Here is a 14,068-nt window from a genome sequence, read left to right on the forward strand (position 1 = left end):
TATATTGAAAAGAACCCTCTTAGTTTTAGTAGTAATGACCTTGTGCTTTGGGAGTATTTATTCCCAAAGCCTAAAGGGCACAGTTATTAATGCCGCCACAAATCTTCCACTTGAAAATGTCAATATTTCTATTGAAAATGCACAAGCGGGAACAGTTTCTGATGGCAACGGTAATTTTGAATTTAGGGTAGAAGAATTTCCGGTTACGGTTCGATTTTCAGCTATTGGGTTTGAAAACAGGACCAGAAGATTTAATTATGAAGACAGGGTAACCGTTTATATGGTTCCGGTTTCAGAAAATCTTTCAGAAGTAATAGTAAGAGGTACCTTAATTCCTTCAGAATTAAGAAAGGTGCCTGCAGCTGTTAGTGTCATTTCTTCCGAAGATCTTCAACGCATTGATCCCACCAACCTTCCGCAGGCATTTAATAATGTGCCGGGGGTATATGTGAATCAGGGAGCTTTAAATACGACGAAGTTGAATATTCGGGGGATAGGCGCCCGTTCCCAATACAGTACCAACAGAATTCAGGCTTATTTTGACGGAATCCCGCTTACTACTGCCGAGGGTGAATTAACCCTTGATGATATAGATCCCGAAGCTTTGGGAAGGGTAGAAATTATAAAAGGCCCCACTTCCAGTATTTATGGTGCGGGATTGGGTGGTGTTATAAATCTTTATTCTGAGCAACCTGCTGCAAACGAAACTAATGCAGAAGTAAAAAGTTTCTTCGGAAGCTACGATATGTCCAAAAATAGCGTGAGCCTTCGTCACGGAACAGAAAACAGCCGGATTTATATTAATTTTAATGATTTGCAGACTAATGGGTATCGCGAAAATGGAGAGTATAGCAGGCAATCTGGTCTCGCAAATGCCAGTCTCACCACAGCAGGAGGAAACACTCTAAGTTTCCTTGCTAATTTTACACGGTTAAAGGCTTATATCCCGAGTTCTATAAATGAAGAAGATTTTAGAAATGATCCTACAACAGCAGCTTTTACCTGGAGACAGTCCAGGGGCTATGAATCGTATGACAGGGGATTGCTTGGTGCTTCTTATCTGCACAACTTTTCTAATAAATTTTCTAATCTTACAAGCGTCTATGTAAATTTTAGAGATGCATATGAGCCGCGGCCGTTTGATATTCTAAAAGAGGAGCGGGTGTCAGCAGGAGCAAGGACACAGTTTAACTACGACATCGTTGTTTTTGATGCTGGTTCCCAATTAAGTTTTGGAGCTGAATATTACAAAGAATGGTACGAAATAGGAACTTTTCAAAATCTCTACGTGGAATTTGAAGACAGGGGAAGTGTTCTGGGTGAGCGCCTGAGCAATAACGAGCAGGACAGGAACTATACAAATTTCTTTGCACAGCTTAGGATGGAATTGTCAGAAAGATTAGATGTTGAAGCAGGCGTCAACCTGAACACAACCCGTTACAGCCTGACAGATCTTTTTGTAGGTGATGAGGTGGACCAGAGTGGTGACTACACCTTTACCAGTATTCTTTCTCCAAGAGTAGGTGTTACGTATGAAGTTGGAACCGCAAAAAATATTTACGCCTCTGTGAGCCATGGTTTTTCCACACCGACCGTAGCCGAAACTCTAACTCCGGAAGGTTTAATAAATACTGACCTACAACCTGAAACCGGGTGGAACTATGAAGTTGGCTTCAAGGGAAACTGGTTTAATAACAGTTTGTATTCTGAAGTCTCATTATACTCTATCCAAATTACTGATCTTTTGGTTGCTGAAAGAATTGCCGAAGACCAATATGTAGGAATCAATGCCGGAAAAACCAGCCATACGGGAGCAGAAATTTTTCTTAGATATGCATTTACCCTGGCTTAGTGAATTTCAGGTGAAGCCCTACTTTAATGCAGCAATAAATAACTTTGAATTTAGAAAATTTCAGGACAGAGAGGAAGATTTTGAGGGTAATAATTTACCTGGAGTTCCTTCAAGTACAGTGAATGTTGGACTCGATGCTAATTACAAAGGTTTTTCCTTTTACAGCAACCTTCTGGCAGTGGGAGAAATTCCTTTAAATGATGAGAACAGCAAATTTACTGATCCTTACCGGGTGGTGAACCTGAGGCTAAACTACAACCTTGAGCTTCTACGAGATTTTACAATTGTATTTTCCGGAGGGATTAATAATGCTTTTGAGGAACACTATGCGGCAAGTGTACTGCCAAATGCTGTAGGCTTTGGAGGAGCGGCTCCACGTTATTATTATCCCGGGAATAACCGAAACTATTTTGGAGGAGTAGGATTAAATTATAGTTTTTAGAACTGTTATTTATTCACTGCTTCCGGCACCATATGTGAAAAATTCCCTCCATTCTTTTTGATATCCTTTACCACAGTAGAGGAGATGTAGCTTTTTCCCGGAGAAGAAATTAAAAACACCGTCTCTATTCCGGACATTTTGAAGTTTGCCTGTCCAATGGTCTTCTCATATTCCATATCAATGGAATTTCGGAGTCCGCGAAGGATAAAACTAGCATCTGCTTCCTTGCAGAAATCTACCGTAAGACCTTCATAGGTATCCACTTTAATTTTTGCTTCCCCCTGAAATGTGTCTTTTAAAAACTTTACCCGTTCTTCAAGAGGGTAGGCATATTTTTTATCTGCATTTATACCAATAGCAAGAATAATTTCATCGAAGAGAGGAAGTGCTCGTTCAATAATATCTACATGTCCTAAAGTGACAGGATCAAAAGATCCCGGAAATACTGCTCTTCTCATGGTAAAAAGGTTATGTAATTAAATATACTATTTACTTTCTCTAAATAATTTTTAAGAGTAGTTAGAAAAGCGAACAATTGAAATTTACCCTAAGATCAAAACTTAGATTAAAGATTTTCCTCCGTTGAGAGTTAACGGGCCAAAGCAGCTTCTATCGCACTTCCAAATAATTCTTTTAAAGATATACCCGCACTTATCGCCTGTTGTGGCAAAATGCTCGCTTCACTCAATCCCGGTGTTGTATTGATCTCAATAAAATATGGTTCGTCATTGTGAAAAATAAATTCAGATCTTGAGAAGCCTTTCATTTTTCAGTTTAGAATAGATTAGTTTCGAAATGTCCTGAACCTTCTTTGTTTGTTCTTCTGAAAGCCTTGCCGGAGTAATTTCTTCAGATTTGCCCAGATATTTAGCCTCATAATCAAAAAACTCATTTTCAGAAACAATTTCTGTTACCGGAAGAGCCAGAATTTCACCTTTATACCTCACCACTCCAACAGAAACTTCCATTCCATCCAGAAATGATTCTATAATTACTTCATCATCTTCTTTAAATGCCACTTTTGTCGCCTGCTCCAGGTCTTCAGCCTTTTTCACTTTTGTAACTCCAAAACTGCTTCCTGATTTATTGGCCTTTACGAAACAGGGAATTCCAACTTTTTCAACTATTGCTTCAGCATCAACTTCATCTCCTTTGTTCAGGAAATAATTTGTGGCAGTTTTAATCCCATAGGGTTGTAAAACGCTTATAAGGTCTCTTTTATTAAAAGTTAAAGCAGCCTGATAAGAATCACATGATGTTTGGGGAATCCCTACCAATTCCAGGTATGCCTGTAAAAGACCATTTTCACCAGGTGTGCCGTGAATAGTGTTGAAAACGCAGTCAAAAACTATAGTTTTATCATTAATTTTAACTGTGAAGTTGCTTTTGTTGATGGGATATGGAGTGTCATCCTCTGTAACCACAAACCATTCTTTTTGCATAATGTGAACCCGGTAAGGCTCATAAAGGCTGCGGTCAAGGTTCTTGTAAACTACATTTCCACTGTTAATAGAAATACGATATTCGCTGGAGTAACCGCCCATTGCAATAGCAATATTTTTCTTCATCCCTAATATTTGTACTTGTTTTCCGTTAAACAAAAATATGACTATTCACGGGTGCCACCAAAAGTCAGCCGTTTTTATATCTTTGCCTATTATTAAAATTCTATGAGCTTTTTTAAATTTCTCTTTAGCAAAACCTTTTTGATTCAGTTAGGTTTGGCAGTATTAGCCCTGGTCCTAATTGCATTTATTACACTTCAGTGGCTGGACTTCAGCACCAACCAGGACCAAAGGATAGAGGTGCCAGATCTTGGCCGCTTATCCCTGGATGTGGTTGAGGAGCGTCTTAATGAGATGGATCTTCGGTATGAAATTTTAGATTCGGCTAATTACAATCCCGACTATCCTCGATATGCCGTTATTGAACAGGCGCCTCTGCCCGGAAAATATGTAAAAGAGAACAGAAAGATATATTTGACTCTAAACCCTTCCGGATACAGGAAAGTTACTATTCCCGAAAATTTAATTAGAAGGACCCGCAGACAGGTTGAGCCAACCCTAAAGTCTCTCGGCTTTGAAATTGGAGATGTTACTACAAAGCCAGACATAGGAACAGATGTACTGGAACTAAGACATCGCGGTCGATTGCTGGAGCCGGGTGATGAATTAATGAAAACATCGGTCATTGATCTTGTGGTGGGCGATGGATCAGGAAGATTTGATATGGAGGAAGAGACCGATTCTCTTCAGGTGAATGACGAATATGACTACGAAACAGAATCCAATGACGAATTCTAATATAGATCCCGAATTGGAATCTCAGGATGATGATCTATATGAACATCATAAATTTACTGCAGACAAAGGTCAACAGCCCATGCGGGTAGACAAATTTTTGATGAATTATATTGAGAAAGCGACCCGAAACAAACTTCAAAAGGCTGCTAAAGACGGAAATATTTTTGTTAATAATACAGTTGTAAAATCTAATTACAAAGTGAAACCGGGGGATGTGGTGCAGGTGATGTTTGAACACCCACCTTATGAATTTCTCCTAACGCCTGAGGATATTCCTCTTGATATCATTTTTGAAGATGATTCACTTTTAGTAGTAAACAAACCTACAGGAATGGTGGTACATCCCGGGCACGGGAACTACAGCGGTACTCTTATAAATGCTCTTGTTCATCATATTGATAATCTGCCTAACAACAGCAGTGAAAGGCCTGGACTGGTGCATCGCATAGACAAAGATACCAGCGGACTTCTCGTAATAGCAAAAACTGAGATGGCAATGACCCATCTTTCTAAGCAGTTCTTCAAAAAAACCAGCTCGCGTGAATATGTTGCTCTTGTATGGGGGAATGTAATAGAGGACGAAGGTATTGTTGAAGGAAATATAGGAAGACATCCCAAGAACAGGCTACAAAATACAGTTTACACCGGGGATCAGGAAGATATGGGAAAATGGCTGTCACTCATTTCAAAGTGCTGGAAAGGCTTGGTTATGTGACGCTTGTTTCCTGCAAACTTGAAACCGGAAGAACCCATCAAATCAGGGTTCATATGAAACATATTGGCCATACGTTATTCAATGATGAGCGGTATGGAGGAGATAAAATTTTAAAAGGAACTACTTTTACAAAATACAGGCAATTTGTAGAGAATTGCTTTAAAATATTGCCACGACAGGCTTTACACGCCAAGACCTTGGGATTTACTCACCCTGTCTCTAAGGAATGGATGAGCTTTGAAACACCGCTTCCTCAGGATATGGAAGCTTGTATCGAAAAGTGGAGAAACTATTCCAAAAATCAGAAGGATTTTTTAGACGAGGATTAAATTTTCTAAATTATCCTAATAAAGAAAGTTTTTGTACCTGCTTAATTTAGCTCTAGATCTAATATACCGATTTAAGATTTCTCTTTCCTGCTACCAGAAGCTTTGGTTGAAAATTTCAGTATTTAAACCAAATCTAATGTGATGGATTATTGTCAATTTTTCTGCAATTCTTAATGTATAAACTTCTTCAATGGCTCTATTGGTAACTAATGACTATATGAGCCAGTCTTTTTGTTGTAGAATGTTATTTTTGCGCAAAGCCTTCAGTACAAATATTCTTTTTTTATGAAAATTGTTATATCCCCCGCCAAAACTCTTGATTATGAAAGTGACCTGCCAACTGGCAGAGGAACTCAACCTGCATTTCTGGAAACTACAGCAGCAATAAACAGCAAACTTGCCAGGATGAGCAAATCAAAGATTGCAAATCTTATGGATATAAGCGCAAAACTTGCAGATCTTAATTACCACCCTAGACAGGGAATTTCAGAACAGTCATAATAAAGAAAATTCCCGGGCCGCTGTCTATGCTTTTGCCGGAGATGTTTACACTAGGTCTGGATGCTTATTCCCTTCCAGTAGACAGGTTAGATAAGCTGCAGGAGACTTTGAGAATCCTTTCCGGGATGTATGGTATTCTACGGCCACTCGACCTCATTCAGCCATATAGGCTTGAAATGGGTACTTCCATAGGAATAGGGAGAAAGAAAACCCTGTACGATGTTTGGAAACACAAGGTAACTTCTCATCTAAATAAGGAACTTGAAAAGGATGAACTTTTTATCAATTTGGCCAGTAATGAATATTTTAAAGTGGTTGATACGGAAAAATTAAAGGTTCCAATTATTTCTCCTGTGTTTAAAGACTTCAAAAATGGCAAATTAAAAATTATAAGCTTTTTTGCAAAGACCGCAAGAGGAGCTATGGTTCGTTATATTATAGATAAGGATGTAAAGAATTTGGAAGAATTGAAATCCTTTAATTATATGGATTATCGTTTTAGTGAAGCTGAAACTACAAAAGAGGAGGAGCCTGTATTTATAAGGTAAAATAAATAACAAAATCCTCAAATGTGTTAAAGGCTGCAACTATAGCAGTCTTTTTTAATTTTATCCTTCTAAAAAATTAAATAACTTTTCTAATTTCCGTAAATTCCGAAAAATTTATAGAAACAATGAAGATAAAAAAAGTTTTAGTTGCAAATAGGGGTGAAATCGCTATCAGAATATTTAGAGCCTGTACCGAAATTGGAATTAAAACAGTGGGAATTTACACCTTTGAAGACAGGTATTCCCTTCACCGTTATAAAGCCGATGAATCTTACCAGGTAGGAGAGGACAAAGATCCTTTGAAACCTTATCTTAATATAGACACCATTATAAAGGTAGCTAAAAAAAATGAGGTAGATGCAATCCATCCCGGTTATGGTTTTCTTTCTGAAAATGCTGAATTCGCGCGGCAATGTGAAGAAAACGGAATAATTTTTATAGGTCCTAAAGTGGATGTCCTAAGATCTTTAGGAGATAAAGTAAGAGCCAAAGAAGTAGCTGTAAATAATAATGTTCCTATTATTCAGAGCAATGATAAGGAATTGGAATCTATAGATGTAGCCCTCGAAGAGGCAGAGAAAATAGGTTATCCTGTAATGCTCAAAGCCGCGTCTGGAGGTGGAGGTCGTGGAATGCGTGTAATAAGAGATGAGGAGCAACTACGTGCTGGTTTTACTGAATCTAAACGGGAAGCCGGAAATGCCTTTGGAGATGATACTGTGTTTCTGGAAAAATTTGTAGAAAATCCAAAGCACATAGAAATCCAAATAGTCGCCGATAACCACGGGAATATGGTACATCTTTTTGAAAGGGATTGCTCTGTACAGCGCCGTTATCAAAAGGTGATAGAATTTGCACCTTCTCTGGGGGTTTCACAGGAAACAAAAGATAAGCTTTACGATTATGCTCTTAGGATATGTAAAGCCGTAAATTATAACAATATTGGTACAGTAGAATTTTTAGTAGAAAAGGATGAGATTTATTTCATTGAAGTTAATCCTAGAATACAGGTAGAACATACAGTTACTGAAATAGTTACCAATATTGATCTTGTAAAGACACAATTATTTATTGCCGGAGGTTACAAGCTTAGTGACCAACAAATAAAAATTGAAAGTCAGGACAAACTTACCACGCACGGTTTTGCTCTTCAATGTAGAGTAACCACAGAAGATCCTACCAACGATTTTAAACCTGATTATGGAATCATTACCACTTATAGAAGTGCATCGGGTTTTGGAATTAGGCTGGATGCAGGAAGTGTTTACCAGGGAGTGAAAATTTCTCCGTTTTTTGATTCTATGTTAGTGAAAGTTTCTGCCAGTGGCAGAACACTTGACGGAGCGTGTCGAAAAATGAGACGTGCTTTGGCAGAGTTCCGGGTGAGAGGGGTAATGACGAATATAGCCTTCCTGGATAACATCCTAAAACATCCAACTTTTCGCCAGGGAGAGGTAACAGTCAATTTTATTAAAGATAATCCTGAACTTTTCCAGATCCGTCAAACAAGGAACCGGGCAACAAAGCTTGTTCAGTTTTTAGGAGATATTACAGTAAATGGAAACCCCGATGTAAAAGCTATTGATCCTAAACACAAATTTCTAATCCCCAATGTTCCCAAGTTTGATGAATTTGCACCTTATCCAAAAGGCACAAAGGATCTTTTAACAGAATACGGACCCGATAAATTTTCACGCTGGTTGCGTCACCAGGGAAAAGTACAGTTTACTGATACTACGATGCGGGATGCTCACCAAAGTTTGCTCGCCACCAGAATGCGGACCTATGATATGATGAAGGTGGCTGAAGGTTTTGCGAAAAATCATCCTCAGGTATTTAGTATGGAAGTATGGGGTGGTGCTACTTTTGACGTTTGTATGAGATTTTTAAAAGAAAATCCGTGGGAGCGATTACAATTATTGAGAAAAGCAATGCCTAATGTCCTGCTTCAAATGTTGCTTAGAGGATCTAATGGCGTAGGTTATACTGCTTATCCCGATAATTTGATAGAAAAGTTTGTTACCGAATCCTGGGAAAATGGAGTAGACGTCTTTAGGATCTTTGATTCTTTAAACTGGATGAAATCTATAGAACCATGTATTAAATACGTACGTAATAATACAGGTGGGTTAGCTGAGGCTTCTATGTGTTACACTGGTGATATCCTGGATCCAAAGAGAACTAAATATACGCTGCAGTATTATATTAACCTGGCGAAACAAATGGAAGATGCTTAGGTGCACATATATTAGGGATTAAAGATATGGCAGGTATCTTAAAACCTTATGCCGCAGAAGAACTTATAGGGGCTTTAAAATCAAATATAAATATTCCTATTCACCTGCATACTCACGACACCTCTTCTATACAGGCAGCCACCTACCTTAAAGCTGTTGAGGCAGGTGTAGATGTGGTAGATGTTGCATTAGGTGGATTATCCGGCTTAACCTCTCAGCCCAATTTCAATTCTGTTGTGGAAATGTTGAAGTCTCAAGGTCGAACTGAAGACATTAATATTGATAAATTAAACGAATATTCCCATTACTGGGAAGCTGTTAGAAGTTATTACTACCCTTTTGAAAGTGGCTTAAAAGCTGGTTCAGCAGATGTTTATCAGAATGAAATTCCGGGGGGACAATATTCCAATTTAAAACCTCAGGCAGAATCTCTTGGACTTTCAGATAGGTTCTATGAGATTACCCAAATGTATGAAAAGGTAAACGATCTCTTTGGGGATATTATTAAGGTAACTCCAAGTTCTAAGGTAGTAGGTGATATGGCTCAATACCTGGTAAGTAATAATCTTAGTATTGAGGATGTTTTGGAAAGAGGAGAAACAATTTCCTTTCCCGCTTCAGTAAAAAGTTTTTTCAAAGGAGATCTAGGTCAACCTGAAGGTGGTTTTCCCGAAAAGATCCAAAAAATTGTTCTTAAAGATGAGGAACCTTATACCGAAAGGCCCAACGCCCAGCTGGAACCTATAGATTTTGAAGCCGAGTTTGCAGAATTTAAGGAAGCCTTCAACGAAGGGATGGGAAGAGAATTATATATTACCGATTTCCTTTCTTATAAATTATATCCAAAGGTTTTTACTGATGCTTATAATCATCACAAGGAATACGGTAACATTCTTAGTATCCCAACCAAAAACTTCTTTTATGGTGTAAAACAGGGGGAAGAGATAATTGTAGAAATGGACAAGGGTAAGACCCTCCTAATAGAATTATTGTCTATTGGTGAAGCTGATGAAGATGGACTGGTAGATGTATTCTTTAAGGTAAATGGTCAAACCAGGGCAGTTAAGATCCAGGATAAGTCTATAAAAGTAGAAAAGGTACAGCACACGAAAATTGAAAAAGGTAATTCTAAAGAAATTGGTGCTCCTCTCCAGGGATCTTTGGCTTCCATTCTTGTTAAACCAGGACAAAAGGTGAAAAAGAATGAACCTCTTTTTATAATTGAAGCAATGAAAATGGAAACTACTATAACCTCTAATTCTGAAGGGGAGATAGATAAGGTTGTACTACGTGAAGGAGAGATGGTTTTTGCAGATGATCTTGTAGTTGTCCTGAAGTAAAATTTAATGAAGGAAAAGGAAAAAGAAAAATTTCACCACAGGCACCCGTACAGGCCTTTTATTCCTGAAGATGCCACTAAATTAATAGTAGGAACCTTACCTCCTCCAAGGTTTACCACAGGAGATCTAAAAGAGGGAGATGTAGATTTTTGCTACGGAAGCAGGGATGGTTTTTTGTGGATCATCCTGGACAGGTTGTTTGATTTAAACCTGAAATTTGAAAACACTGCTGAAGCTATAGAACAAAGAGAGCACTTTCTTATTAAAAGGGGTATTGGTATTTGTGACATGGTTGAAAGCAGTCGCCGGGAAAAAATTGATGCGTCAGATCTTGGGATGATGGAGGTAGAGATGCGGAATATGATCCAAATATTACGAAATCATCCTAAGGTTGATACCCTTCTCTTCACTTATGGAAATAGTAAGAACGGTCCGGAATATTTTTTTAGGAGACATATAAGACTTAGCGGAGAAAAAATAAATTTGAAAGTTGTTTCCAATGAAGTTCCGCGGGTTCATCAATTTGTCCTTGATGGCAGGCTGATCAATACCGTTTCCCTAACAGCGCCTTCAGGCTCGGCTAACAGGGCTATTGGAGCTTTAGATGAATATAAAAGCAGAAAACTAAAAAACCCTGAATTCAATACAATTGATTTCAGGGTTCTTCAGTATAAAGGATATTTTTAAAACGGGAGGAAAAATTATTGAAGTTCTTTCTTATCCTGGTCAGCCATTGTGGTTGGTTTGATCTTAAACTTTTTCCGTTTAGGCCTTAACCTTCCGTGGGTTCCAAGAGCAATTTTTCCGCGTTTTGTTTTCTTATCACCTCTACCCATTATTTCTTGTTTTTTTGATCTTTGATCGTTTTTTCGTCTATATCAAAATCATTTGTATTTTCTCTTCTGTTACCAATTTCGCTAAGAGGTTCTTTAGTGTCTTTCCCGTCTTTTCGGGTTCTTCTATTATCTTCTATACGTCCCATAATCTTCAATTTTGTGATTTATACCTAAATATAATGCTTTGAAAACGAAAGAACTCCTAAGAAGCTGTTAGTTTTAGGTTAAAGCTATCGGATCTTTTTAACAAATTCCGGAATTCTTGTAGTTCCTTCATTTGTAAGATGCTTTATAAATGCACTGCCTATAATTGCCCCACTGGCATATTGCGTTGCCTGCTCAAAGCTTTCTTTATCGCTAATTCCAAACCCGATGACCTGAGGATTTTTTAAATTCATTGCAGAAATTCTTCGGAAATAATCTAAAGTTTCTTCTCCAAAACCTGAAGTTGAGCCTGTAACACTTGCGCTGCTGACCATATAGATAAATCCATTAGAGACTGAATCAATAAATCGGATACGTTCATCCGGAGTCTGTGGGGTAATTAAAAATACATTCACCAGTCCATACTGCTCAAAGATCTCTTTATAGTTTTCAGAATAAACATCTACAGGAAGATCGGGAATTATTAATCCGTCTATTCCTGCTTTTTGACATTCCTGGCAAAATCTTTCTACTCCGTATTGCAGAATAGGATTAAAATAACCCATAATCAGCAAAGGAATTGAAACCGATTCTCTAATGCTTTGAAGTTGTTGAAAAAGCTTATTTGTGGTCATACCTACTTTTAAAGCTGCGGTAGAACTTTCCTGGATAGTAGGACCGTCGGCCAAAGGATCGCTAAACGGCAATCCTATTTCTATCATGTCAATGCCATTTTTTTCAAGTTCCTGAATAATGGAAATTGTATCCTCCGGTTGTGGATAACCTAGCTGTAAAATATATAGACAGGAGTTTTTTGTTTTCCTGCAGTTTTTGGTTGATTCTGTTCATTTATTCTTCTTGTTTGATAAGACCTCACAGGTTAATGAGTTAGTTTGGTCTATTATTTAGACCTCACAGGTTTTCAAAACCTGTGAGGTCTCATTTCTTACAAATTAAAGTACTCTATATAAGAACTAAGGTCTTTATCCCCACGTCCCGAAAGATTAACAACAATTACATCGTCCTCATTAAATTTTCTATCTTCAAAAATGGCAAGGGCGTGTGAAGTTTCAATAGCCGGAATTATACCTTCCAGTTTAGCCAGTTGTAGACCCGCCTTCATAGCGTCATCATCTGTGATCGAAATAAATTCTGCTCTTCCGGTTTTAAAAAGGTTTGCATGCATGGGTCCAATCCCGGGATAATCCAATCCTGCTGAAATTGAATAAGGTTCTGTGATTTGCCCGTCTTCCGTTTGCATCAGCAAGGTTTTACTACCGTGAATTATTCCTTCTTTTCCCAATGCTGAGGTTGCAGCACTTTCTCCCGTAAGTATTCCCTTTCCGGCAGCTTCTACTGCAATTATTTTAACCTCCGGATTGTCTAAATAATGATAATATAAACCTGCCGCGTTGCTTCCTCCTCCCACACAAGCCACTACATAATCGGGATTTTCACGATTCTCTTTTTCCAGAAGTTGTTTTTTGACTTCTTCTGAAACTACACTTTGAAACCTGGCTACCATATCCGGGTAAGGGTGTGGTCCCACGACTGAACCAATTATATAATGAGTATTTACCGGATTATTTATCCAGTCCCTGATCGCTTCATTGGTAGCATCTTTTAAAGTGCGGCTGCCAGATAAAGCAGGGACAACTGTAGCACCAAGCATTTTCATCCTCGCCACGTTAGGTGCCTGCCGTTTAATATCGACTTCACCCATGTAAACAATACATTCCAGTCCCATTAACGCACAAACAGTTGCTGTTGCCACTCCATGTTGCCCGGCCCCGGTTTCTGCAATAATCCGGGTTTTTCCCAGCCTTTTAGCCATCAAGATCTGTCCAATAGTATTATTGACTTTATGAGCCCCTGTGTGGCAAAGATCTTCCCGCTTCAGGTAAACTTTTGTCTTGTATTTTTTACTGAATCTTTCAGCATAATACAACGGAGTAGGCCGTCCCACATATTCCTTCAGAAGTTCTTTAAACTCTTTTTGAAAAGATTCCTCCTTCATTACATCAAGGTAGCGGGACCTTAATTCTTCCACATTGGGATAAAGCATTTCGGGAATGTAAGCTCCCCCAAAATCTCCGTAATAACCTTTTTCATTAACCTGATATGTCATTATGTTCTTTTAATGTTTTATTACTTGATGCAATTACATCATTTTCTAAGGTTTCGTTCCTTTCAATATTTTTCTAAATTCATTTAACTGCTCAACATCTTTATATCCTGGCTCTGTTTCAAATTTGCTGTTCAGGTCCACCGCGTAGAGAAGATCAGCTTTACCAGATTTTTCCAGATGTTGTTGGAAATTTTTGATCTTGAACAAATCTTCCGGTCCAATTCCTCCACTAAGAAAAAAAGGTGTTTTAGAAGGATAATTTTGAAGGATCTCCCAGTCAAAGGCATATCCATTTCCACCCTTATTTTTCCCCTTCGTGTCGAATAGAAAAAAATCTACTGATGCCTCATAATTCTTGAGTATGTCAAATTCAAACTCATCCCGAACCGAAAAAACTTTAATAATTTCGGTTTCCGGTAGTGCATATCGAATACTGGCGCAATAAGCGGGAGATTCTTCCCCGTGAAGTTGTACCGCCTTAAATTTATATTTATTTACCTTTTCAACTACAAAATCTACAGAGGCATCTACAAAGACCCCTGTCTTTTTTATTTCTGAAGCGATCAACGGGATCTCCTTTTCAAAATTCCTGGGAGATGAGGGATAGAAAATAAAGCCCAGGTAGTCCGGCTGTAAAGCGGCTACTGCTTCGATATTTTCTGAAACCATCATTCCGCAGACCTTTATCTTCAT

At 38.3% G+C, this 14,068-nt stretch carries 9 protein-coding genes and 5 pseudogenes; 7 read left to right on the top strand and 7 right to left on the bottom strand.

All coding sequences use genetic code 11. The features are described from left to right. Positions 1-4: 4 nt before the first annotated feature. Together LZ575_RS21190 and LZ575_RS21195 are read left to right on the top strand one after the other, a co-directional pair. Positions 5-1,852 (top strand): TonB-dependent receptor, encoded by a 1,848-nt coding sequence (locus LZ575_RS21190; protein WP_235327186.1) that lies wholly within the window; start codon positions 5-7, stop codon positions 1,850-1,852. Continuing rightward, positions 1,833-2,294 (top strand): TonB-dependent receptor domain-containing protein, encoded by a 462-nt coding sequence (locus LZ575_RS21195; RefSeq protein WP_235327188.1) that lies wholly within the window; start codon positions 1,833-1,835, stop codon positions 2,292-2,294. Before LZ575_RS21190 ends, LZ575_RS21195 begins: the two co-directional genes overlap by 20 nt. 5 nt (positions 2,295-2,299) lie before the next feature. Here LZ575_RS21195 and coaD read toward each other — a convergent pair whose 3' ends face one another. Continuing rightward, positions 2,300-2,752: a pantetheine-phosphate adenylyltransferase gene (gene coaD, locus LZ575_RS21200; protein ID WP_235327190.1), complete on the bottom strand. Its 453-nt coding sequence runs from the start codon at positions 2,750-2,752 to the stop codon at positions 2,300-2,302. A 131-nt stretch (positions 2,753-2,883) separates the two neighbouring features. Next, positions 2,884-3,862: pseudogene (locus LZ575_RS21205) on the bottom strand (D-alanine--D-alanine ligase). A 102-nt stretch (positions 3,863-3,964) separates the two neighbouring features. Between LZ575_RS21205 and LZ575_RS21210 the strand changes: the two are divergent. The 5 genes and pseudogenes from LZ575_RS21210 to LZ575_RS21230 all read left to right on the top strand — a co-directional run bounded on the left by LZ575_RS21210 (position 3,965) and on the right by LZ575_RS21230 (position 10,954). Next, positions 3,965-4,597, top strand: a complete 633-nt coding sequence (locus LZ575_RS21210; protein ID WP_235327193.1) for a PASTA domain-containing protein — start codon at positions 3,965-3,967, stop codon at positions 4,595-4,597. Next, positions 4,584-5,641: pseudogene (locus tag LZ575_RS21215) on the top strand (RluA family pseudouridine synthase). Before LZ575_RS21210 ends, LZ575_RS21215 begins: the two are co-directional and overlap by 14 nt. 285 nt (positions 5,642-5,926) lie before the next feature. Further along, positions 5,927-6,690, top strand: a pseudogene (gene yaaA, locus LZ575_RS21220) (peroxide stress protein YaaA). Positions 6,691-6,815: 125 nt separating this feature from the next. After that, positions 6,816-10,267: pseudogene (locus LZ575_RS21225) on the top strand (pyruvate carboxylase). A 6-nt stretch (positions 10,268-10,273) separates the two neighbouring features. Beyond that, positions 10,274-10,954 (top strand): uracil-DNA glycosylase family protein, encoded by a 681-nt coding sequence (locus LZ575_RS21230; protein WP_235327195.1) that lies wholly within the window; start codon positions 10,274-10,276, stop codon positions 10,952-10,954. A gap of 14 nt (positions 10,955-10,968) precedes the next feature. Here LZ575_RS21230 and LZ575_RS21235 read toward each other — a convergent pair whose 3' ends face one another. The 5 genes and pseudogenes from LZ575_RS21235 to LZ575_RS21255 all read right to left on the bottom strand — a co-directional run bounded on the left by LZ575_RS21235 (position 10,969) and on the right by LZ575_RS21255 (position 14,068). After that, positions 10,969-11,103, bottom strand: a complete 135-nt coding sequence (locus LZ575_RS21235) for a 30S ribosomal protein THX (protein WP_235327197.1) — start codon at positions 11,101-11,103, stop codon at positions 10,969-10,971. Next, positions 11,103-11,249 (bottom strand): hypothetical protein, encoded by a 147-nt coding sequence (locus tag LZ575_RS21240; RefSeq protein WP_235327199.1) that lies wholly within the window; start codon positions 11,247-11,249, stop codon positions 11,103-11,105. Before LZ575_RS21240 ends, LZ575_RS21235 begins: the two co-directional genes overlap by 1 nt. An 84-nt stretch (positions 11,250-11,333) precedes the next feature. Further along, a pseudogene (gene trpA, locus LZ575_RS21245) lies at positions 11,334-12,096 on the bottom strand (tryptophan synthase subunit alpha). Between the two features lie 97 nt (positions 12,097-12,193). Continuing rightward, positions 12,194-13,375, bottom strand: a complete 1,182-nt coding sequence (gene trpB, locus LZ575_RS21250) for a tryptophan synthase subunit beta (RefSeq protein WP_235327201.1) — start codon at positions 13,373-13,375, stop codon at positions 12,194-12,196. Positions 13,376-13,420: 45 nt separating this feature from the next. Next, the gene (locus tag LZ575_RS21255) at positions 13,421-14,068 is read right to left on the bottom strand and encodes a phosphoribosylanthranilate isomerase (RefSeq protein ID WP_235327203.1); all 648 of its coding nucleotides are present in this window, start codon (positions 14,066-14,068) and stop codon (positions 13,421-13,423) included.

Source organism: Antarcticibacterium sp. 1MA-6-2, from assembly GCF_021535135.1.
GTDB lineage: Bacteria > Bacteroidota > Bacteroidia > Flavobacteriales > Flavobacteriaceae > Gillisia.

What these genes read in the sequence shown, in the direction of transcription:
- LZ575_RS21195 (WP_235327188.1), top strand. Translation starts at nt 1,833, where the DNA reads ATGCATTTACCCTGGCTTAGTGAATTTCAGGTGAAGCCCTACTTTAAT.
- LZ575_RS21230 (WP_235327195.1), top strand. Translation starts at nt 10,274, where the DNA reads ATGAAGGAAAAGGAAAAAGAAAAATTTCACCACAGGCACCCGTACAGG.
- LZ575_RS21210 (WP_235327193.1), top strand. Translation starts at nt 3,965, where the DNA reads ATGAGCTTTTTTAAATTTCTCTTTAGCAAAACCTTTTTGATTCAGTTA.
- coaD (WP_235327190.1), bottom strand. Translation starts at nt 2,752, where the DNA reads ATGAGAAGAGCAGTATTTCCGGGATCTTTTGATCCTGTCACTTTAGGA.
- LZ575_RS21235 (WP_235327197.1), bottom strand. Translation starts at nt 11,103, where the DNA reads ATGGGTAGAGGTGATAAGAAAACAAAACGCGGAAAAATTGCTCTTGGA.
- LZ575_RS21240 (WP_235327199.1), bottom strand. Translation starts at nt 11,249, where the DNA reads ATGGGACGTATAGAAGATAATAGAAGAACCCGAAAAGACGGGAAAGAC.
- LZ575_RS21255 (WP_235327203.1), bottom strand. Translation starts at nt 14,068, where the DNA reads ATGAAGATAAAGGTCTGCGGAATGATGGTTTCAGAAAATATCGAAGCA.
- trpB (WP_235327201.1), bottom strand. Translation starts at nt 13,375, where the DNA reads ATGACATATCAGGTTAATGAAAAAGGTTATTACGGAGATTTTGGGGGA.